Genomic DNA, 21,418 nt, shown 5'->3' on the forward strand with positions numbered 1-21,418 from the left:
GCTCATCCTCCTTGCAAGGTCCGTGAGTCCAGGTTCGATCAGTTCGCGGCGAGCGTGCGTGCGCCCTCGCGTGCTGCGCGCGGTTCCCGGGCGAAAGCCAGCGCGAGCACCGCGCTCAGCAGCATCAGTGCGCCGACGACGAACATCGGCGCGTGGTAGGAGCCGGTTGCATCGTGCATGGCGCCCGTCACGTAAGGCGCGACGAAGCCCGCCACGTTGCCGACCGTGTTGATGAGCGCGATGCCAGCGGCGGCGCCCGCGCCCGAGAGCGAGCGGGCCGGCAGCGTCCAGAAGCACGGCAGCGCGGCGAACACGGCGCAGGCCGTCACCGTGATGACGGCAATGCTGGCGGCCGGCGACTTCATGTAGAGCGCGAGCGGAATGCTCAGCGCGCCGAGCACCGCGGGAATCCCGACGTGCCATCCGCGCACGCCGCGGCGCGTGGCGTCGCGGCTCCAGACGAAGAGTGCGATGGCGGCCGGCAGATACGGAATGGCCGTAATGAGCCCCTTCTGGAACACGTTGAAGTGCGTGCCGAACTGCCCTTCGAATCCGCCGATGATGGTCGGCAGGAAGAACGCGAGCGCATAGAGGCCATAGACGAGGCCAAAGTACATCAGCGAAAACATCCACACGCGCGGGCTCAGCAGGGCCGCGCCCGCATGCGCGCCGTGGCTCACGGCGTCCTGCTCTTTTGCGCGCGCCTCGGCTTCGATTTCCGCGGTGAGCCATGCCTGTTCGTCCCGTGTGAGCCAGCGCGCCTGCGAGGGACGGTCGCTCAGATAGAACCACGCGATCACGCCCACCACGATGGCGGGCAAGGCCACACCGATGAACATCACGCGCCACCCCGCCAGCCCGAACCACCCATGCGCCCCGATGAGCAGCGCGGCGAACGGCGCGCCGATCACGATGGTGAGCGGCTGCGCCAGATAAAACAGCGCAAGGATATGGCTGCGATGGCGCTGCGGCACCCAGTTGCTGAGGAAAAGGATCGCGCCGGGGAAAAAGCCCGCCTCCGCTACGCCCAGCAGGAAACGCAGCACATAGAGCGAGGTCGCGCTGTCGACCCACGCGAGCAGGAGCGCGACCACGCCCCACGTCACCATGATGCGCGCGAGCCAGCGGCGCGCGCCGTAGCGATGCAGCGCCAGGATGCTCGGCACTTCGAGAAAGATGTAGCCGATAGAGAACACGCCCGCCGCGAAACCGAACTGGGCCGCGTCGAGACCGAGGTCGTGCGCCATCCCGTTCGGGCCGGCAAACGAGATCGCGGTGCGGTCGAGGAAGTTGATGAAGAACATCAAGGCGACGAACGGCACGAGGCGCAGCGAGACCTTGCGGATCGTCGGACGTTCGAAAGCGGATTCGGCTTTTCCTGAAACGGCTTGCATGTATTTGCTCCCGCGAGATGATCTGCAACAGATCATATGTGCTGGTATGATGAGTAGACCATCATGACGGAACGACAACACCTGGTATTTCCACCGACATGCCAGCACGCCCCAGCGCTTATGAGCTGCGAACGCTGCGCCTACACCACGCGCGAAGACGCGAACACACAGGCAAACGGACGCAGCGTTACCGGAACACCGGGCGACAGCGTCCACGGCAGGGGCGCGTCGGGCCGTCCGCTCAACGTCCATTCGTCGAGGCTCGTCGCCTGCAGCGACGTGTGTACTGTTTCGTCGAATTCGAGCTGAACCTCGCGTGGCTCGCTCGTCAGATTGGCCAGCACGAGTTCGATCGCGCCGTCTGCGTGGCGTGCTGCGAGGCACGCGATACCGGCGGCAGCGCCGCTTCCCGTGACGCGCAGGCGCGCCGCTCCTGCCATGCGAGCCAATGCCTTCGCGACATCGAGAACCGGGTAGCGTGCGGGCGTGTTGCCGTCCACATCGGCAAGCCCGCGCGAGCCCGTCAAGGCGCCAAGCGTGAGCGTTTCGATTCCCGCGCCTTCGAGCGCAGCCGCGTATCCGGCGAGCCAGGTCGCGCCGAACAGGGCGCGCTGGCGCGGATCGTTGGCGGCCATGGCGACGCGTTCGCCTGCGGGATTCGGCATCACGCGCGAACCGTACGGGTTCTGCCGCATGCCGATCGAGACCGGCCCGATCGCGTAGGGCTGCCCGCCGATCAGCGCGCGGCACGAGCGCGTGATGTGGGGAATGGCTTCGAGCGTCTGCATCACACTGCGGTCGTCGGCAGCGTGCACGATGGGGCACGTCGCGTGGGTGACCCAGTCGACCATGTCGAGCGGCGGCCGCTTGCGGTTCAGTTCGGTGAAGTAGCTCAGCATGCCGCCGCCAAGGCGTAGCTTGGGGAACGCACGGCGCGCCTCGCGATAGACCTCATCGAGCGCGGGGCACGGCGGGCTCACGCTGCCCGGCGGGTTCGACTGCCGATGCACGGCCGGGCTCACGACGATGCCCGTCAAGGCGAGGCCCGCCTGGTCGATCTGGGCAGCGAGACGCGAGAGTTCCACAGGCGGCGCCTCGACACCGGGCAATGCAAACTCCAGCACGGCGGGCACGCCGCTTTCGCGCTGCAACTGCGCAAAGCGCTCAAGCTCGGCCATGCCAGCGCTCGCAAGCGGGTCGAAGCCGAGCGTCAATTGCTGCGGCCCGAGTTCTGCAAGCAACGCGAGATTCGCGAGCGCCGCCGCAGCATCGTGTGCGGCGATCGCTACGCCGATCGCAGGTATGGCTTCGGGCAGCGCGGAGTCAGCGCCCCCGATTTCGATCGTGAGTGCGCCAGGCTCGCGCGTCTTTTGCGCCGCCTTCGCCACATCGTCCGCCGCGCTCACGCTCAGCGTCACCGTCTGCGCGAACGCCGCGCCCTTTTCCAGCGTATAGGGCCAGGGTAGTTCAAGCGGTCGTGAGTAGGTCTTGAACGACGCATCGGACCAGTTGCGCTGGTCTTCCATCTCGAACACGTCGCCCGTGAAGGTGCAACGCACCGTCAATCCGTTCGGCAGATCGTGTTCGATTGCCGCGATGTCCTTGAAGGGCTGCCACGGATCGATCAACGCCGGGAAAGCCGCGCTTTCACGACTGCCATCGCCGTGCTCCACACGCGCAGGCGCGCCTGCTACGCCGTCGATGGGATGCAGCACGCAAAACCCGCAACGCGCCGCGAGAAAGTCAGAATACACGGTGACGTCGCTGCGAAACGAGAGCGCGCCATGGCCAGAGCCATCGATGGCAAGTGCAAAGCTGAGCGCATCTCCGTCCGGATTCGCGCAGCGCGCGTCATACGCGACGTGAAAGCCGCCCGCCGTCTCTTCGACATCGATGCGCTCGATCTCGGGACGGCAGGTGCCCCAGTCCTTGTCCCGCACGAGAAACGACACGGCGCGTATGACTTCGGTGCCTTGATAACGGATGTCGTGCAATGCGCCGTCGATCAGCCATGCCGACCACGGTCCCGCTTCGAGGCGGCGCGCCGGTGTCACCGGCTGCTCCGTGCCGTAGTAGACCGCGTTGTTGATACTCGCGCTCATGACGCCGCCTCTCCTGGCACGACGCTGCGCCCCTCGCGTGCCGAAAGATACGTGGCCTCCACAAGTTCCAGCGTACGCAGATTGTCGCGACCGCTCGTGGCAGGCTCGACGCCGCGCCGCAGGCAATCCAGCCAGTGCGACTGAATGCTGGACACGCTGCCCTGGATCGCCACCCAGGGCTCGCTCGTCCATGAGAGCGCACGCGGTGCGACGTTGCGCAACTCCGTACCTGTACGCGTATGGATCTGCAACTGGTAGTCGGCCAAGAGCCGCAGCGAACCCTCGGCGCCGTCGACTTCGATGAACGTCTGCGGAAAGAACTCGCGCGGCAACTGCGTCGCGTAGCTGCAATCCACCACGCTGCTCACGCCGTTTTCATGCGCGAGCAGGATCGTCGCGACGTCTTCGCCGCGAATCGAAGGGTTCACGCGCGCGGTCGTTGCGCTCACGCGCGCCACGTCGCCGAACAGGAAGCGCGCGATATCGAGAATGTGTATGCCGAGATCTTCGACGATAAAGCGCTCGCCCTGCGCCAGATAGGGTTGGCCGCTAAACACATCATAGGCAGAACGAAACGACACACGGCCCCAGAACGGTTGCCCGATCGCTCCCTCGCGCAGCGCCCTTCCGACGGCCTGGATCGCGCTCTGCCAGCGAAAGTTTTCGTGAACCATCAGCGGCACGCCGGCCTCGTGGCACGCTTGAACCATCGCGCGCGCATCGGTGAGCGTGGAGGCGAACGGCTTCTGGCAGATCGTGGCCACGCCGGCCGCCGCCGCAAGCTGCACGAGCGCTCGGTGACTCGGCACGGTGGTCGCGATATCGACGAAATCGAGCCGCTCTTCGCGCAGCATCGTCGCCGCATCCGTGTAACGCCGTTCGATGCCGAACCTGTCGCCGACCTCGTCGAGACGCGCGCGGTTGGCGTCGCACAGCGCGACGATCCGTGCGCCGTCGATGTCCTGCCACGCATGCAGATGATTGAACGAGAAGAATCCGCAGCCGATCAACGCGCCCTTCAATTGCGCCGGTGTTGCACTCATCGGTCACGCCCCCGTTGCGGCCTGCTTTTGCAGGGCAAAGCGCTGCTGCGCGCGCCGCTGAATCTGGTCCACGACCACCGCCGCCACGATGACGACGCCCTTGATCACCGTTTGCCAGAACGAACTCACGCCCATCATCACGAGGCCATCCGAAAGCATGCCGATCACGAACGCACCGACGATGGTGCCGCCGATCTTGCCGCGACCGCCCGACATCGACGTGCCGCCCAGCACGGCCGCCGCGATCGCGTTGAGTTCGAACGTCTCGCCGCTCATGGGGTGAGAAGCGACCAGTTCGGACGCAATGATCAACCCGACGATCGCCGCGCAGAAGCCGGAAAACATATAGACGAACATCTTCACGCGGTTCACGCGTACACCCGAGAGCTGGGCGGCGCGCTCGTTGGCGCCGACCGCGTAGATCTGCCGGCCGAGTGGCGTGCGCGCGGCGATGTACGCTGCAATCACGCCCACCACGACCAGCAGCCATACCGTGAGCGGGATGCCGAGTATCGTCGCGCTGCCGAGAACGGGAAAGCCGCCCGTGCCGTAGGCGGGATTGCCCGTGAGGTTCGGGAAGGTCTCGCCGCCCGAGGACAGCAACGCGGCGCCGCGCGCGATATAGAGCGTGCCGAGCGTCGCGATGAAGGGCGCCACATTCAGCCGCGTAATGAGCAGGCCGTTGATCGCGCCCACGAGTATTCCCGTGATGAGCGCCACGACGATCACGGCGGGCACGCTCAGAAACAATGTGTACTCGCTGCCGATCGGAATGCCCTTGAGGATGAGCCCGCCTGCCACCATGCCCGTCAGGCCCACGACCGAGCCCACCGAAAGGTCGATGCCGCCCGCGACGATCACGAAGGTCATGCCGATCGCGAGGAAGGCATTGAGCGCGACGTGCCGCGACATGATGAGCAGGTTCTCGATGCTCAGAAAGTTGTGGGCGGCGAACGAAAAGAAGACCACGACCGCGAACAATGCGATGAACGTGCGCAGCTTCAGCAGCAGGAGCAGCGGCGCCTCGCCGAAGCTCGCTCCGGGTGCCGTGCTCTTGATGGCCAGCGACATGAATGCTCTCCAGATGAATGCAGGCTAAATGTTGGAACCGTGACAACCGTTGAACGCGCTTGCTCAGGCCGCCTGTTCGTGCGCCGCATGGGCGGCATGCGCCGTCCTGTGCCCGACTGCGGAGGCGGCGACGAGCGCGTCCTGCGTCGCGTCGGCGGCATCGAATTCAGCGGTGACACGGCCGTTCGACATCACGAGAATGCGGTCGGACAAGGCCATCACCTCTTCCAGATCGGACGTCACGAACAGCACGCCCAGTCCGCGGCCGGCCAGGTCGCGCATGACCTTGAAAATGTCCGCCTTCGCGCCCACGTCGATGCCGCGGCTGGGCTCGTCCATCAGCAGGACTTTCGGCGTGGTCATCAGCGCACGGGCGATCACGACTTTCTGCTGGTTGCCGCCGGAGAGCGAGCTGACCGGCAGCCGCCAGTCGGCGACCTTGATCGCGAGGTCGCGAATGTAGTCGAGCACCGAGCGCTGCTCGCGCCGCGGATCGATGTGAAAACCTCGCGCATGGGCCGCGAGACTCGAGAGCGTCATGTTCTCGCCAATCGACATGATGGGCAGCAGCGCGTCGGCCTTGCGGTCCTCGGGAATGAGCGCAAGGCCCTGCGCGACGCGCCCCGCGATCGGCTTGCCGTCGAGCGCCTTGCCGTTCAGCACTACGCTGCCCGTTGCGTGAGGGTGCACGCCCAGAATGCACTCGAACAGCTCGGAGCGCCCCGCCCCCATCAGTCCGTAGATGCCGACGATCTCGCCCGCGTGCAGCGATAGTGAAACGTGATCCACGAGCAGGCCACTGCCCTTGCGCGGCAGCGTGACGTCCCGCAGCGTCAGCACCTCGGCGCCGCGTGTGTGGCCGACGGGGCGCGAAAAGTCCTTCGTTTCGCGGCCCACCATTTGCCGCACGATCCACGGCACGTCGATCTGCGCCATCGGTTGATGGCCCGTGATGAGGCCGTCGCGCAGCACCGTGATGTAGTCGCCGATCCTGACCAGTTCTTCGAGCCGGTGCGAGATGTAGACGATCGACACGCCCTGCGCCTTCAGCTCCGCAATCACGCGAAACAGCACGGCCACTTCCGCCGCGCTGAGCGCCGAGGTGGGTTCGTCGAGAATCAGCACGCGCGCGTCGTGGGCGAGTGCCTTCGCGATCTCCACGAGCTGCTGCTGCCCGATGCGCAGATCCTCGACCAGCGTGTCAGGGCTGAGGTCGAGTTCGAGCCGCTCGAGCAACTCGCGCACTTTCTCGCGCTGCGCGGCGGCGTCGATATCGATGCCGACGCGCGTGATTTCGTGCGCGATGAAGATGTTCTCGGCGATCGTGAGGTTCGGAAAGAGGTTGAGTTCCTGAAACACGATGCCGATGCCGTGGCGCAGTGCCTCCGCACTGCTGCCCGGTGCGACAGGCTTGCCGTCCAGAACGAGATTCCCGCTGGTCGGTTGCTCCGCGCCCGCGATGATTTTCATGAGCGTGGATTTTCCCGCGCCGTTCTCGCCCACAAGGACATTGACTGCGCCACGCCGCACCGAGAAGTTCACGCCCTTCAGTGCAACCGTGCCGGGATAGACCTTGGTGACGTCCTCGACCTGGAGGATCACGTCCGCATTGCAGGCATCGGTCATGACTTGCCCCCGACCGTGACCGCGAGCGGCACGATCTCCGGCTGGTCGCTCGACGAGTCGTACGAGAACGACCCCGTTACGGTAATCGGCTTGCCTTTCAGATCGTTGCGCGGCAGCGGCTTCATGACGTGATTCGCCGCGTACACATTGAGCGCCGTGCCAAACTGCGCATACTCGATCTGGTTGCGGAAATTGCTGAACGAAATGAAATCGAGCGAATCGCGCAGCGTGGTGCCGAGCACCGTCGGGCCGATGTCGACGATCACGCTCGCCTGCCCGCTGCCGTCGACGTCCACGCCCACGGTGCCCTGGCTCGACTGCGTGTCCACGTCCACGATGGTGCCGTGCAGCGTGGTGGGAAAATTCCACGGCGCGCCATCGTCCTTGCCGCGGTAGCCGTACTTGTGGCCGGCGGCGTCGGGGTCCGCCTTGATCGCGTCGCGCAGCGTGCGATAGTCCACCGCGCGCTTCTCGATGTCGGGCACGATCTTCGTACTCCACATCGACGCCACCATGGCGTTCGGGTCGTAGCCCGCCGACGCATAGTTGTCGTGCGATCCGCCCGAGCCCTGCAGGTCGCTGTTCTTCACGAGCTTGCAGCCGTGCAGCGCGCCGCTCGCCACAACGGCAATGACCGCGTACCGAAGCACTCCCATGCATAACCCCATCTGGTTACGGATGTCGTTGCGGAGCGCGCCGCGCTCCGCTCGTCCGATGCTTGTGCTGCCGATGCGCGCCCTAACGCAACGCGAACATGTCGAGCTTGCTGGCGTTCGTCTTCGTGATGAGCGAGCAGTTGATGAGCTGCTTTTCGGGCTTGCCCGTCGCGCCGGTCTTCAGATACTTGTCGGCCTGATCGACGGCGTCCGTGGCCGCCTCTGCCGCGGGCTGCAGCACCGTCGCGCGGATGTCGCCGCGCTTGATCGCGTCGCGCACGTCGTTGCTGCCATCGAAACCCACCACGATGATGTCGTTGCGTTTCGCAGCCTTCAGCGCGGCTGACGCGCCCATGGCCATGGTGTCGTTGCCGGCTATCACGCCCTTGATGTCGGGGTGGCTCTGCAGGATCGATTCCATCACCGTATAGGCTTCAGTCTGACTCCAGTTCGCCGACTGGCGCTCGACCATCTTCATGTTCGAAAACTGGTCGATCACATCGTGATAGCCCTTCGAGCGGATGCCCGCATTGATATCCGCCTCGCGGCCGACGAGTTCCACGTAGTTGCCTTTCTCGCCCATCGCCTTGACGAAGGCGCGCGCGCCGAGCTGCGCACCCTGGTAGTTGTTCGAAACGATTTGCGAAATGGCGATACCGGTTGCGTTGATTTCCCGGTCGATCAGAAACGCGGGAATTTTCGCGTCCTTGGCCTTCTGGACTGCGGCGATGGACGCCTCCGAACCGGCGTTGTCGAGAATGATCGCCTTCGCCCCGCGGGCGATGGCGGTGTCGACGAGTTGCGATTGCTTGTTGGCGTCGTCGTCGTGGACCAGCACGATGGTGTCGTAGCCAAGCGCCCTGGCGCGCGCGTTCGCCGTGTCGGCTTCCGCCTTGAAGAAGGGATTGTCGTGAGCGGGGGTGATGATGGCGATGAGACTGGCCGCTTGCGCGACCCCCGCCGTGCCGAGAACCGCAAATGACATCAACGTCGACGCAAGCCAACGCCTGGGTGCCTTCATGATGCTGTCTCCTGTCTGGTTAAACGCCTTTGCCTGACTACAACCAGCTGACGGTCGCGACTGCTCTGCAATACTCATCACTTATGCCGTCATGAGGTCATCATACCAGTAGCCGCGCGTTCCGCTATGTTTTTAGATCCAGGGTTTTCTCTCATCCGGAGAGATGGGGACGGGGCACTGCCAGCGCGCTTCACCCGGTGCGCGTGAAGACTCAGAATCTGGCCGAATCTGCCCCCTGCCCAAGTTAAAGATTTATAGTTCCCAGACCAAACCGGCGCGCAGCCCGCTCGCGCGCCCATCGTGCTTCTGCTCCGCTTTTTTAGTCCTCTTTCCGCTTCCAGCCTGCTATGAAGTCCCATCGGCATACCATCTTCACGGCGCTGCTTGCGGCCGCGCTGTTCGGCATCACCACACCGCTCGCCAAGGCGCTGCTCGGCAGCGTCTCGCCGTTCATGCTCGCGGGACTCTTCTATCTCGGCAGCGGTTCGGGGCTCGCGGCCGTGCTGCTGTTGCGCCGCCTCCCGGCGCGCCGCGACTCGGCCGCCGCGCAACAGCCCACGCACGACCCGTTGCGCATGGCCGAATTGCCATGGCTTGCCGGTGCGATCGCCGCGGGCGGCGTGGCGGCGCCCGCCCTGCTCATGCTCGGCCTGAACACCACGCCCGCCGCCACGAGCGCGCTGCTGCTGAACCTCGAAGGCGTCTTGACCGCGCTCATCGCATGGGTCTGCTTTCGGGAAAACTTCGATGCGCAGATCGCGCTAGGCATGCTGGCGATCGTGGCGGGCGGCGTGCTGCTCTCGTGGCCCGGCGCGCATGCCGGCGCCGTGTCCGGCATCGCGCCCGGCGCGCTGCTCGTCGCGCTCGCGTGCCTGTGCTGGGCCATCGACAACAACCTCACGCGCAAGGTCTCGACCAATGACGCGATGGTCGTGGCGTGCACCAAGGGGCTCGTGGCCGGCCCGGTGAATATCGGCATTGCGCTCGCGGCGGGCGCGCACTGGCCCGCCTGGCAGGCGGTCAGCGGCGCCATGGCCGTAGGTTTCGCGGGCTATGGCGTGAGCCTCGTGCTCTTCGTCGTCTCGCTGCGCCATCTCGGCACGGCGCGCACCGGCGCCTACTTCTCCGTGGCGCCGCTGTTCGGCGTGGCGCTTTCACTGCTGCTGTGGCCGGAGCGCCCGGCGCTCGCTTTCTGGCTCGCGCTCGCATTGATGGCGTTTGGCGTGTGGCTGCACGTGCGCGAACGTCACGACCACACGCACACGCACGAGCCGCTCGAGCACACCCATGCGCACCGGCACGACGAACACCATCAGCACGAGCACGATTTCGCGTGGGACGGCTCGGAGCCGCACGCGCATGCGCACCGTCACGCGCCGATCACGCATAGCCACGCGCACTACCCCGATGTGCACCATCGGCATGCGCATTGAGGCGGCACGAGTCGCAGCCGCTGCCGTCGCAAACGACGTCAAGATTTCCCAGGACTGCCGCGCGTTGCGCGCCCACGATGCACTCGTCACACAAAACGAAGGAGACAAGTGCGATGGCTACCGTCTACCGGGACATCCCCGTTGAAGCATCGGCGCAGGACGTCTGGGCCGCGTTGCGCGACCCCGCCAAGGTCGACCGTGTATTCGCCGGCGTGCTGACCGACGCGCGCATGGAAAACGACGTGCGATGCGTAACGTTCGCCGACGGCACCGTGATCGAGGAACGCGTGATCGGCGTCGACGACGTCCACATGCGCCTCGCCTACACCGTGTGCGGCGGACGCTTCGAGCATCATCACGCGACGCTTCAGGTGATGCCGGATTCACCCGATTCGCCCCAACGTTGCCGCGTGGTCTGGATTAGCGACTTCAAGCCCGATGAGCGGATCCAGATGGTCGAGCCGCTCACGGACGCGGGCTGCGCAGCGCTCAAGTGCAATCTCGCGCGGCGATAAGGGTGGCCGCGGGGCGGTCGTCGCCGGAAAAAGACCCGGCGCGTGCGCTCGGGCGTCTGCGCCGCACGCCCTGGAGACCGGTGTTATTCACGTCGATGGCTGGACTCCTTTGCGGTGGCGTTGGCCAAAATCGACTGCCGTGGTCGGGCTTGACAGTTAGTTGCACAACGATGCCACAGCCAGGCTGACAAAAGGCACGAACCAGCCGCCGTGCGGCCGCGAAACCCACTGTGCGACGGCGCCCATACCGGCACGCCAATTGCGACCACAATAGTGTCAGATGACTCGACACCGGGAGCCGCAATGCGGGTAGATAAATTAACGTTGGCCGTGCGCTGCATCGCTGTCTGCGCGACCCTTGCTGGAACACCCGCGGCGCACGCCGCCGGCACCTTCGATGGCGACTGGAACGTGACGCTCACGTGCCCCAAGGGCGCCGGCGACACACCGGGCTACCGGTATCAATTCCCCGCCGAAATCCAGCAAAACGTCCTGCACGGAGAACACGGCGAACGCGACGCCAGTGGCTGGCTCACGCTGGACGGCAAGCTCGAACCCGACGGGTCTGCCACGCTCGTCGCCCACGGTCTGACTGCCACATCGCCCCACGCCGACAATCGAGCGCCCTATTCGTATGAAGTCAGCGCGCAGTTCGACGCGACTTCAGGCAGCGGCTCGCGCACGACCACACGCAAATGCGACTTTGTGTTCGTAAAGGAATGACTGGCGAGGATGACTGGCGGCCTGAGCAATCCGGCGCCAGAAAAGAAAAAGCCCGCTGAGAGAGAGCGGGCTGAATCCATATCAGGAGGAGACATGGAGGAGACGGGTCAAGTATAGGGTTTTCCCTTAAGCTGTGCAACTGTTTTTTTCACGATCTTGCCGCGGCCTGCTTCGACCTCAATCGGCGCGCTTTTCCCGCTGAACCGCGCCGAAATGGAACGCAAGAAAAAGCCCCATGATGAGGCCGCCCGCCAGCAGCGCCACGACGTCCTCGCGCGTTGCAGGCTGCTGGAGACGCCCAGTGCCCAGCGCGATTGCGAGCGCAATATTCACGAAGCCCCAAACCACGTTCACGATGGGCGACGAGTCGCCCCGCCCTCGCGGACGGGCGAAGGGCGTGGGAAAAGGCAGCCCCTGCAGGCCGGAAGCCAGATGCGGGATCGCGTTGCAAAAGAACGCGCCAGCGAAAAAGAGCCACACGTACGGCATGTCGTAACCTCGAACGTTTAAACGGGAAAGGTAAGCGTGATGGCGGCAGCGGCGGCGATCGTCGCGCCGAAATGCGAGGATAACCTCGCAAATCATGGTAGAGAGTATCCTCGCATAAGTCAATTCATCGGCAAGCAGCCGGCGCACATCCATTTGCTTCCATGCGTTCTGGCGTCTGGCGGCGACAGGTGTTCCGCATGCTAATATGCGAGTAATTCCTCTCATATCCTCGCATTTGAAGATATCGCCATGACGTCCACCACGCCTGCTGCGGAAACCGCGCGCCCTACCGAGCCCAAACGCGAGAGGGGCCGCCAGCGCGTGGCCGCGATCATGGACGCCGCCGTCGCCGTGTTCACGGAGAAGGGTTACGACGCCGCCACCATGACCGAAATTGCGGCGCGCTCATCGACGGCAATCGGCTCGCTGTACCGCTTCTTTCCGACCAAGGAGGCGCTGGCCGAAGCGCTGTTGCTGCGTTACGCCCAGCAGGCAAAGAACGGACTCGCCGAGCTGGAGCAACAGGTTCCGGAGATGACACTCGGGGCCGTTGCCGACGCGCTCGTCGATTTCGTGCTGCTGTTGCAATCGCAGCGCAGCTTTGCCGTTGCACTCGTCGACACCCGCAGCGGCAGCGACGACCACCGCAAGCGCTTTCGCGAAGCGATGCGCGGCGGCGTTGCCGACATCCTGATCCGCGCGATCGCGCATCTCAGGCCGGCCAGGGCAAAAGTCATGGCGATCGTGCTGATTCACATGCTCAAGGGCGTCGCCAGCATCGCCAACGAAGAGCCATCGGCGCGCGCCGTGCTGATGGCCGAACTGCGCGATCTCGTGCGCCTGTATCTCGTTTCGGCTGCGGAACGCGCCGACGGCAAATAGCCTGGCGCCGGGAAAAAGTCGCTTCGGACGCGCATGATCTTTGTGCGCTACCATCGCTGCATGTCCGAACAACCGCTATCCGCACACGCGGCTGCCGCGGCGCAACCGCAGAGTCCCTACGCCACCGCGTTGGCGGGTGTCATCGCGCTGCTCGCGTGGGGAGCGCTCGCCGCGCAAACCGACATGACGATCGAGCGCATGGTGCTGCGCGGCTTCGACACGTTCGAGGCCATCGGCAGGCTGTCGGCCTACCTGACCAATCTCACGGTGCTGCTCGTCGCGCTCACCTTCACCTGCATCGCGCTGCGCGTGCGCACGTGGCCGGCACGCCTGCTCCGCGCTCCGGGCGCTGTGAGCGCAGTCACGGTGTATATCGTGTTCGTTGGCATTGCTTACAATCTGCTGCTGCGGCATCTCTGGACGCCGCACGGTTATCGCGCGCTGCTCAACGAGAGCCTGCATAGCCTGATCCCGCTGCTATGCGCGGCGTATTGGCTGCTGTTCGTGCCGCGCTTCAGCCTTACTGCTCGCGACCGCTTCGCCTGGCTACTGTACCCGCTTGGCTACCTTGCCATCACCTTCTGGCGCGGCAGCGAGACAGACTTCTACCCCTATCCGTTCATCGACGTCGCTCAACTCGGCTATGCACACGTGCTCGTCAACAGCGCCTTGCTGCTCGCCGGCTTCATGGTGCTGATGGCGGTCTTCGTGACGATCAACGCGCGCAGGCGCCCTGCCATCGTGGCAAACGAAGGCCTCGCCGCAACCGACTTGCGGCGCCCTGACTAACTCCTGGCTTCCCGATCGATCCCATGCCCGTCTATATCGCCCTGCTACGCGCCGTGAATGTCGGCGGAACCGGCAAGCTCCCCATGCCCGAACTTCGCGGCATGTGCGAAGCGCTCGGGTTCGCGCACGTGCGCACCTATATCGCGAGTGGCAACGTGGTGTTCGAGAGCCGGCTGGCCGAAGCATCGGTGAAAAAGAAGCTCGAGCAGAGCCTGGAGGCTTATGCGGGCAAACCCGTTGGCGTGGTGGTACGTACGGCCACCGAATTGGGCGCGGTGCTGCAGGGCAACCCGTTTCCCGCTGCCGCACCGGATCGCACTGTCGCGATCTTTCTCGACACGCCGCCGCCCGCGGACGCGTTCGACAACGTGAGCGGCCAGCAGGCGGAAGAATTCCGCCTGGGCGAGCGCGAGATCTTTGTGTTTTACAAGGACGGTATCGGGCGCTCGAAGCTCAAGATCGCGGCGGCGAAGGCTGGAACCGCGCGCAACATGAATACCGTGGCAAAGCTTCTGGAGATGGCGCAAGCGTGAGCTGCCCTTTGAAGGGCGGCCCAAGCCCTTACTTCAACAACCAAAAGAATGACCCCATGATTACCTGCTATCTGCGTTACGTCATCGATCCATACCAGCTCGTAGAATTCGAAACGTACGCCAAAATGTGGATTCCGCTCGTGGAAAAGTTTGGCGGCAAGCATCACGGCTACTTCCTGCCTTCCGAGGGCGCCAACAATATCGCGCTCGCGCTCTTTTCGTTTCCGAGCCTCGCGGCCTATGAAACTTATCGCGCCGATTCGATGAAAGACGCCGAATGCCAGGCCGCATTCCGCTATGCCGCCGATACGCGTTGTATCGTGAGTTACGAGCGGAGTTTTTTCAGGCCGGTGCTGGAATAGGGCAAATCAACCGCATGGCCCGCAGAGACGATTCGGCTAGCCGAAAACGCCGGCCTCGTTTTCAGACACCTCGCAAAGCAGCTTACGAAAGCGTTCCGCAGTGAGTGCGGCGAGGGCTGTTCAGGAGGCGTCGCCCCGCTACGCGTCACCCCCTGCCAGTCGCCGCCGCCAAAGCCCCCTGCCGCGCCTCCCCGCTCACCTGCGCCGGATCGACTTCGCTCGTATCGTGCAGGCGGTCCGGAATGAACAGCGCCATCACGCCGCTCAGGAGAAACACCGCGCCGACCAAAAGAAAGCCCATGCCGATCGAAAACTGCGTCGCGATATAGCCGATCACGACGGGCGCCGCGCCCGAGCAAAAGCGCCCCACGTTATACGAACCGCCCACCGCGGTGCCGCGAATGCGCGTTTCGAAACTCTCCGACATGAACGTGCCGATCGTGCCCAGCGGCACGCCATAGAGAAAGCCGAACACGAGCATCAGCCACGCAATGTTCTCGCGGGTGTGGAACAGCACGATCACGGGAAGAAAGACGGCCGCACCGATACAGCCCAGCACATACATGCCGCGCCGGCTCCAGCGGTCGCCCAGCCAGCCCGCCACGATCTTGCCGATGAACGCCACGACCCATGTCGCGGTCATGTACCCCGTCATCGAGCCGAATTTGATGTGCAGCTCGCTCTCCAGATACGTGGGTAACCAGTTGTTCAACCCATAGAACCCCGAAAGCGCAAACACGGAAGCGAGCGACCAGAAGATGAACATCCTGCGCGCTTCGCGGTCCGCGAAAATCAATGCGTAGCGGTTGCCGTGCCAGCGGCGACCGCTCGGGCGAGCCGCAGCCTCGCTCATGCGCCAGCTCGGTGGCTCGGGCACGAAGAAGTGAATCGCGACCGCAAGCAACACGGGCGCCGCCGCCACATAAAACAGCATGCGCCAGCTGTAGTGCGGCAGGATCCAGGTGCTGAGCGCGATCACCGTGATATAGCCGGCGGAAATCGCCGTTTGCAGCACGCCGAGTATCAGCGAGCGCCGCGCCATGGGCACGTATTCGGCCACGAGCGTGCTCACCAGCACCATGCAGCCAATGCCCATCGAGCTGACGAAGCGCACGACCGCGAATTCCAGGAAGCTGTGTGTGAAACCGAGCAGCCCCGCGCCCACCGAGAACAGCATCATCGCCCAGACCACCACACGCACGCGCCCGAACGAGTCGCTCGCCCAGCCGCCGAGAATCCCGCCAATCGCCATGCCGAGCAGCGTCAGGCTGCCGAGCGCGCCCGCCTCGACATTGGTCAAGCCGAATTCGCTCTTGATGCGCGAGAGTGTGAGGCCGTACATCATGACGTCCGCACCGTCGACCAGCAGCGCGAGATAGCCGAGCGCGAAGACGAGCAACCAGCGATTGGCGTTTCCTGCGGATGTCGTTGTCTTCATCAACATGGGTCCTGCGATCAGGGGCTTGAATGGGCTGCGCAAGACATGCCGTGCGCGACGAGCGCAGGCGCGAGAAACGCGCCGAGCAGCAGGCCCGTTTCCTCGTGTTGCGCGGTGTACCAGCCCTCCACGTGCGTAAGGTTCATCGTCCCGACACAACGGCCGTTGTAGGCAACCGGTATGTTCAGAATCGAGCCGAGCCCCATCGCCGTCATTACCGCGTGATCGTCGAAGGCTTCGCGCAGGCCCTGGGGCGTCGTGGCGCGAAACGGTTCGAGATCCGAAAGAATGCGCTGCGCCCAGGGCGTGCCGCTTTTTCGCTTGCGCCCGCCCGGCGGGTAGACGTCGGGCATATTCGTGAACATGCGCTCCACCTCCTGGTTCCCGGCGTCATAGGCCATGATCGTGAAGAGGTGAAAGCCGATGGCTTCGGCGGCGACGGCGCACACTTCGCGGAAAATCGCGTCCGGTTGCCCGGGCTGGCGAATGACGCGCGCAAGACGCGCGAGCGTGGCAAGTTCGCGTTGCAGCACGTAGGGTTCGTTCGCGAGGGAAAGGGGCGTTTGCATGGGACGTACGAGGAGTGAGAATGGCGCGTGCTCAGCCGCGCAGCCCGTCGCGCGCGAGCGGCTTGTGCGCATCGAAGTCCGCCTGCGCGCCGCTCGCCTCGATGTCTTCGAGCGAGCGATTGCGTGTTTCGATGCCGAGGAAGAACACGACGCAAGCGCCCGCCAGCAGCACGGCGGTCGTCATGGCGAACACGCCGAGAAAGCCGAACGCGGGATACACGAGACCGACCAGAATAGGCGCGCTCACCGAGCCGATGCGACCGAACGAAGACGAAGATCCCGTACCGGTCGTGCGTACGGCCGTCGGGAAAACCTCTGGCGTATAGGCATAGACGCCCGCAAACGCGCCATTCATGAAAAACGAGAGGCACACGCCCGCCACCGTGATCTGCAGGCCCGTATGCGAGAAAGCCAGCGCAATCGCGGCGAGCCCGCCAAGCGTCATGTAAGAGGCCACGACGCCCTTGCGCCCAATCCGCTCATTGAGCCAGGCCGCCGAGAAATAGCCGGGAATCTGCGCACCGTAGATGGCAATCGAATAGCCGAAGCTCTTCGTGAGCGTCAGGCCTTCCTTGACGAGCAGGCTCGGAATCCACGAGAAGAACGAGTAGTACGCGAAGGCCACGGAGAACCACATCAGCCAGCTCACCGCCGTCGTGCCCACGAGCCGGCGTGAAAACAGCGTCAGCACGTTCTGCAGCGCACTGCCGCTGCCCTGCGCCGCGGCGGGAAGCACGCCCAGCGAGCCCAGCGGCGCCAGCGCAATGCCCTCCTGCTCGTAGCGCGACTCGATCGCCCGCACGATGCTGTCGGCTTCGGCGGAGCGTCCGCGGCTTTCGAGCCAGCGCGGCGACTCGGGCAGCGTTCTGCGCCACCAGAGCAGCATCACCACCGGCAGCGAAGTCAGCACCGCGAGATAGCGCCAGCCGTCTGCGAAATTGCGCACGACGGTATAGCCAAGAATCGATGAACCTAGATATCCGAACGACATGAAGCCGACGAGCGCGCCGCAGAACATGCCGCGATAGCGCCGCGGCACAAATTCCGCGAGGAACGGCGCGATGACGACCGTTTCCGCACCCGAACCGAAGCCCGCGAGCATGCGCAGCGCGAAAAACGTGTGCCAGTCGTGCGCCGTGGCGCTCGCCATGGACGCCGCGCAATAGATGGCCAGTGCGCTCATCATGATGCGGCGGCGCCCCATCACGTCGGCCAGCACGCCCGAGAGAAATGCGCCGAAAAAGTAGCCGATATACGTGCTGCTGGCGACGAGTCCCGTTTCGGCGCTCGTCAAATGCCACAGCTTGCTCACGACCGGCAGCAGGAAGGCGAGCGACGACGAGTCCAGCCCGTCGAACATATAACCGAGACCGCCGATCAGCAGCAGTTTGCGATGGAAGCCCGCGAGCGGCAGTCTTTCGAGTCGGGCAGCGACGATGGACATGGTGGGTCGGTTCCGGTTGAGCGTGGCGCGCGTTCAGCGGCCGATCGCATAGGCCTGCATCTGGCGCGGCGTGGCCGCGCCGCGCATGAGCCCGTTGCGCATGCCCACCGCGCACACCCGCCCGAGCCCCCACGGCTCGGCCACGGTGAGATCGTGGCCGCGCGAGCGCAATTCGGCGAGCGTGGCTTCGGGAAAGCGCGACTCGGCCGACATCTTGCCGAGCTGCATCGAGCGCGGATAAAACGAGCCGGGGAAATGCGCGGTCTGGAACGAGGGTGCGTCCACGGCGGCCTGCAGGTTCATGCCCGCATGCACGTGCCGCAGGAACAGCTGCATCGACCATTGATCCTGCTGGTCGCCGCCCGGCGTGCCGAACGCCGCATAGGGCTTGCCCTCGCGCGTGACGAGCGTAGGCGAGAGCGTCGTGCGTGGACGCCGGCCCGGCCCGAGCGACGAAGGCAAGCCCTCTTCCATCCAGAACATCTGCGCGCGCGTGGTGACGTTGAAGCCGAGCCCGGGCACCGCGGGCGACGCCTGCAGCCACCCGCCCGATGGCGTGGCCGACACCATGTTGCCCCAGCGATCGACCACGTCGAGATGAACGGTATCGCCGCGCAATTCGGGCAGCGGCGCGAACGTCGGCTCGCCCTGCCCGAAGCCGCCCGGCTGCTGGCGCCCCGCGTTGGCGAGAATGCGCGCCGCGCGCGCTTCGCTGTCGAGCAGCGGCCCGGGGCGGAATTCGAACGAGGCCTTGTGCGGATCGACAAGACGGCGGCGCGCGTCGTTGTACGCGTCGCTCAGCAGCGTTTCCATCGGCACGTCGGCAAAGCGCGGATCGCCGTAGAACACGTCGCGGTCGGCAAACGCGAGCTTCGACGTTTCGATGACCGTGTGCACGAAATCCGCACCGAACGGATCCATCGCGCCCAGATCGAAGCCCTTGAGCAGCGCGAGTTGTTGCAGGAACATCGGCCCCTGGCCCCACGGTCCTGTCTTGTGCACACGCAGGCCCGCGTAGTCGTATGAGAGCGCTTCCTCGTAGGTGGGCTCCCAGCGCGCGAGATCGTCCGCGTTGAGCAGGCCGCGATTGCGAAGCCCCGAGGTGTCGAGCACGTCGGTCGAGCGGAAATACTGGTCGATCGCGTCGGCCACGAAGCCGCGGTAGAACGCCGTGCGCGCGAGTTCGCACTGCTCGGCGCGGTCGCTTTTCGCGCTCGCCTCCCGCAGGATGCGGCGGTACGTGGCGGCAATGGCGGGATTGGCGAACAGCGCGTTCGGGGCGGGGGCGTCGCCGTTGCGCAGCCATTGCTCGGCGGAGGTCGTCCATTCGCTGAGGAAGAAGTCCTTGATCGCGAGAATCGACGCACACATGCGCGGCAGCACCGGATAGCCGTTCTCTGCATAGCCGATCGCGTAGCTCAGCACGTCTTCGAGCGGCAGTTGCCCGTAGTCGCGCAGCATCGTCATCCAGGCGCCGAATGCGCCGGGCACCACAGCGGGCAGCAGGCCGGTGCCCGGCACGACTTCGAGCCCGAGCGCGCGCATGCGTTCGATCGTCATGGCCGCCGGCGTCACCCCCTGGCCGCACAGCACGCGCACGCGGTCTTCCCGCGCGCTGTAAAACACGACGGGCAACTCGCCACCGGGACCGTTGAGATGCGGCTCGACGATCTGCAGCACGAAACCGGCCGCCGCCGACGCGTCGAACGCGTTGCCGCCCTTCTCGAGCACCGCCATCGCCGACGCGCTGGCGAGCCAATGCGTGGACGCCACCATCCCGAAGGTCCCAATCAGCTCCGGACGCGTTGTAAACGGCATCTTCCACTCCCTGTGCGAAAGGTTCGACGGGTGGACGAACCATTTATGATTGGTTCCAAAACCTTTCACGATCAGCTTACGAAGGAAGATTTTTGGCCGCACCCGGTGTTAACCCTGAAATATCGACCAAATCCTACGGTTTTCGTCCATTCTGGAGACCGTGCGGTTGCGAGTCACCGCACGGCTGCTAGAATCGAACCAATTGATATTGGTTCACACGACACCATGGAAAAGTCCGCGCTCGACCACCTGCTTGCCTATATCGCACAACACCGCTTGAAAGACGGCGACGCGTTGCCTAGCGAGCGCAAGCTCGCCGGGGACCTCGGCGTGAGCCGCCGCGAACTGCGCGCGGCGCTTGCCTCGCTGGAGGCGTCGGGCCGGATCTGGCGCGGCGTGGGGCGCGGCACTTATCTGGGCGCGCGGCCGCTGAAGTTCGCGCCCACGCTGCGCGGCCTGCGCTCGCGTACGAGCCCGGCCGACATTGCGGAGATGCGCCTCATGTTCGAGCCGGCGTTAGCCGGTCTTGCCGCCGCCAAGGCCACGCCCGAGGATCTGACCGAACTGGAGAAGTGCGCAAAAAGAAACGCGTCGGCGAAAAACGATGAGGAGTGGCAACTATGGGACCAGCGCTTTCACCTGCTGATCGCCCAGGCCTCGCGCAATCCCGCGATCATCGCTCTGATGGAAGTGATCAACGGCATGCGGGTCAGGCCAACCCAGCGTGAAAAGACCACAGATCAGGCCACGCGCGATCATTTCGCACAGCAGCACCAGTCCATCGTCGATGCGATTCTCGCCCGCGACGGCGAAACCGCCGCGCGTTGCATGCGCGAGCATCTGCTGAAGGTGCAGGGATACGGCTCGCCGCATTGACTGAGGAAGCTACGGCGCTTCGCGCGTTCACTTCACGGTGGAGGCCGCTGCCTTGCACGTTACGGCATCCTGATCGCCCGTGCCGCCGCTGCAGCCGATCGCACCGATCACCTTGCCGTCCTCGACCAGCGGAAAGCCGCCGGGTGAAGCGACGAGGCCCGGCACGAGCGTGGCAACGTAGGCATGACCGCTCTCGAACTGGTTATAGAAAACGCGGGTCTCGCGGCGAAAGCGCGCGGACGTGCGCGCCTTGTTCTGCGAAACCTCGACAGAGGCGTATTGCGCGCCATCCATGCGCTCGAAGGCAACGAGATCGCCATGCGGATCGACCACGGCGATGTTCATTTTCCAGTCGTGCCTGCGCGCCTCGGCTTCAGCAAGCGCAAGCAGATGCTTCGCCGCATCGAGCCCGATAGGCGAACCGTAAGGAATGTCGTAAGGCATGCGCTCGGGCACAGCAGCCGCTGGCGGCGTGGAAGCTGACGTTTGAGCCTGCACGGAGGTTACAAAGACGAGACAGGCCACGCCTGCGATCTGAACAGAGTGATGCATTGCACACCCTCCTTCATCGGCGGGCCCAAGGCGTCACGCGCGTCCAGCCCTCGCCAGTCAACATACTCGCGTGATCCGCCGT

At 64.8% G+C, this 21,418-nt stretch carries 21 protein-coding genes; 8 read left to right on the forward strand and 13 right to left on the reverse strand.

Annotated features, from left to right (window positions below; genetic code table 11):
• Window positions 1–38: 38 nt before the first annotated feature.
• The 7 genes from M3A49_RS16230 to M3A49_RS16260 all read right to left on the reverse strand — a co-directional run bounded on the left by M3A49_RS16230 (window position 39) and on the right by M3A49_RS16260 (window position 8,913).
• A complete protein-coding gene (locus M3A49_RS16230; protein ID WP_266229575.1) occupies window positions 39–1,394 on the reverse strand; it encodes an MFS transporter in 1,356 nt (451 codons plus the stop codon).
• A gap of 140 nt (window positions 1,395–1,534) precedes the next feature.
• Complete coding sequence (locus M3A49_RS16235) at window positions 1,535–3,496, reverse strand: hypothetical protein (RefSeq protein WP_266229576.1); 1,962 nt, start codon at window positions 3,494–3,496, stop codon at window positions 1,535–1,537.
• A complete protein-coding gene (locus tag M3A49_RS16240) occupies window positions 3,493–4,539 on the reverse strand; it encodes a Gfo/Idh/MocA family protein (RefSeq protein WP_266229578.1) in 1,047 nt (348 codons plus the stop codon). The genes M3A49_RS16235 and M3A49_RS16240 overlap by 4 nt, the downstream gene beginning before the upstream one ends.
• A gap of 3 nt (window positions 4,540–4,542) precedes the next feature.
• Window positions 4,543–5,610, reverse strand: a complete 1,068-nt coding sequence (locus M3A49_RS16245; RefSeq protein ID WP_028205433.1) for an ABC transporter permease — start codon at window positions 5,608–5,610, stop codon at window positions 4,543–4,545.
• A 63-nt stretch (window positions 5,611–5,673) separates the two neighbouring features.
• A complete protein-coding gene (locus M3A49_RS16250) occupies window positions 5,674–7,236 on the reverse strand; it encodes a sugar ABC transporter ATP-binding protein (protein WP_266229579.1) in 1,563 nt (520 codons plus the stop codon).
• Window positions 7,233–7,892 (reverse strand): DUF2291 family protein, encoded by a 660-nt coding sequence (locus M3A49_RS16255; protein ID WP_266229580.1) that lies wholly within the window; start codon window positions 7,890–7,892, stop codon window positions 7,233–7,235. The genes M3A49_RS16250 and M3A49_RS16255 overlap by 4 nt, the downstream gene beginning before the upstream one ends.
• Before the next feature lie 82 nt (window positions 7,893–7,974).
• A complete protein-coding gene (locus M3A49_RS16260; protein WP_266229581.1) occupies window positions 7,975–8,913 on the reverse strand; it encodes a D-ribose ABC transporter substrate-binding protein in 939 nt (312 codons plus the stop codon).
• Between the two features lie 347 nt (window positions 8,914–9,260).
• Here M3A49_RS16260 and M3A49_RS16265 point away from each other — a divergent pair, with 347 nt between their 5' ends.
• The 3 genes from M3A49_RS16265 to M3A49_RS16275 all read left to right on the forward strand — a co-directional run bounded on the left by M3A49_RS16265 (window position 9,261) and on the right by M3A49_RS16275 (window position 11,584).
• A complete protein-coding gene (locus M3A49_RS16265; RefSeq protein WP_266229583.1) occupies window positions 9,261–10,346 on the forward strand; it encodes a DMT family transporter in 1,086 nt (361 codons plus the stop codon).
• Between the two features lie 113 nt (window positions 10,347–10,459).
• Window positions 10,460–10,861 carry an SRPBCC family protein gene (locus M3A49_RS16270; RefSeq protein ID WP_266229584.1) on the forward strand — a complete coding sequence of 134 codons (402 nt, stop codon included), beginning with the start codon at window positions 10,460–10,462 and terminating at the stop codon, window positions 10,859–10,861.
• Window positions 10,862–11,164: 303 nt separating this feature from the next.
• Window positions 11,165–11,584, forward strand: coding sequence for a hypothetical protein (locus M3A49_RS16275; RefSeq protein WP_266229585.1), 420 nt, complete (start codon window positions 11,165–11,167; stop codon window positions 11,582–11,584).
• 177 nt (window positions 11,585–11,761) lie between these two features.
• Here M3A49_RS16275 and M3A49_RS16280 read toward each other — a convergent pair whose 3' ends face one another.
• Window positions 11,762–12,226 carry a hypothetical protein gene (locus tag M3A49_RS16280; protein ID WP_323183157.1) on the reverse strand — a complete coding sequence of 155 codons (465 nt, stop codon included), beginning with the start codon at window positions 12,224–12,226 and terminating at the stop codon, window positions 11,762–11,764.
• 96 nt (window positions 12,227–12,322) lie between these two features.
• Here M3A49_RS16280 and M3A49_RS16285 point away from each other — a divergent pair, with 96 nt between their 5' ends.
• Genes M3A49_RS16285 through M3A49_RS16300 form a run of 4 tightly spaced genes read left to right on the forward strand, consistent with a single transcriptional unit; the run spans window position 12,323 to window position 14,639 of the window.
• Window positions 12,323–12,955 carry a TetR/AcrR family transcriptional regulator gene (locus M3A49_RS16285; RefSeq protein WP_266229586.1) on the forward strand — a complete coding sequence of 211 codons (633 nt, stop codon included), beginning with the start codon at window positions 12,323–12,325 and terminating at the stop codon, window positions 12,953–12,955.
• A gap of 60 nt (window positions 12,956–13,015) precedes the next feature.
• On the forward strand, window positions 13,016–13,744 hold the full coding sequence (locus M3A49_RS16290) for a Pr6Pr family membrane protein (protein WP_266229588.1): 729 nt from the start codon (window positions 13,016–13,018) through the stop codon (window positions 13,742–13,744).
• Window positions 13,745–13,767: 23 nt separating this feature from the next.
• On the forward strand, window positions 13,768–14,277 hold the full coding sequence (locus M3A49_RS16295) for a DUF1697 domain-containing protein (RefSeq protein ID WP_266229590.1): 510 nt from the start codon (window positions 13,768–13,770) through the stop codon (window positions 14,275–14,277).
• A 56-nt stretch (window positions 14,278–14,333) separates the two neighbouring features.
• Complete coding sequence (locus tag M3A49_RS16300) at window positions 14,334–14,639, forward strand: NIPSNAP family protein (protein ID WP_254354289.1); 306 nt, start codon at window positions 14,334–14,336, stop codon at window positions 14,637–14,639.
• Between the two features lie 145 nt (window positions 14,640–14,784).
• Here the strand turns inward: M3A49_RS16300 and M3A49_RS16305 are convergent, their stop codons facing one another.
• From M3A49_RS16305 to M3A49_RS16320, 4 genes are read right to left on the reverse strand one after another with little or no spacing between them, the layout of a single operon-like run.
• Complete coding sequence (locus M3A49_RS16305) at window positions 14,785–16,077, reverse strand: MFS transporter (RefSeq protein ID WP_266229591.1); 1,293 nt, start codon at window positions 16,075–16,077, stop codon at window positions 14,785–14,787.
• Window positions 16,078–16,094: 17 nt separating this feature from the next.
• A complete protein-coding gene (locus tag M3A49_RS16310; RefSeq protein ID WP_266229592.1) occupies window positions 16,095–16,646 on the reverse strand; it encodes a GAF domain-containing protein in 552 nt (183 codons plus the stop codon).
• 31 nt (window positions 16,647–16,677) lie between these two features.
• A complete protein-coding gene (locus M3A49_RS16315) occupies window positions 16,678–18,090 on the reverse strand; it encodes an MFS transporter (RefSeq protein WP_266229593.1) in 1,413 nt (470 codons plus the stop codon).
• 33 nt (window positions 18,091–18,123) lie between these two features.
• Complete coding sequence (locus M3A49_RS16320; RefSeq protein ID WP_266229595.1) at window positions 18,124–19,908, reverse strand: gamma-glutamyltransferase family protein; 1,785 nt, start codon at window positions 19,906–19,908, stop codon at window positions 18,124–18,126.
• A gap of 30 nt (window positions 19,909–19,938) precedes the next feature.
• On the opposite strand from M3A49_RS16320, the gene M3A49_RS16325 reads away from it, so the two are divergent.
• On the forward strand, window positions 19,939–20,784 hold the full coding sequence (locus M3A49_RS16325) for a FadR/GntR family transcriptional regulator (RefSeq protein WP_266229596.1): 846 nt from the start codon (window positions 19,939–19,941) through the stop codon (window positions 20,782–20,784).
• Between the two features lie 27 nt (window positions 20,785–20,811).
• On the opposite strand, the gene M3A49_RS16330 is transcribed toward M3A49_RS16325, so the two are convergent.
• Window positions 20,812–21,336, reverse strand: a complete 525-nt coding sequence (locus M3A49_RS16330; protein ID WP_035513488.1) for a GlcG/HbpS family heme-binding protein — start codon at window positions 21,334–21,336, stop codon at window positions 20,812–20,814.
• Between the last annotated feature and the right edge of the window lie 82 nt (window positions 21,337–21,418).

It is taken from the genome of Paraburkholderia sp. CNPSo 3076, from assembly GCF_026343935.1.
GTDB classification, from domain to species: domain Bacteria; phylum Pseudomonadota; class Gammaproteobacteria; order Burkholderiales; family Burkholderiaceae; genus Paraburkholderia; species Paraburkholderia nodosa.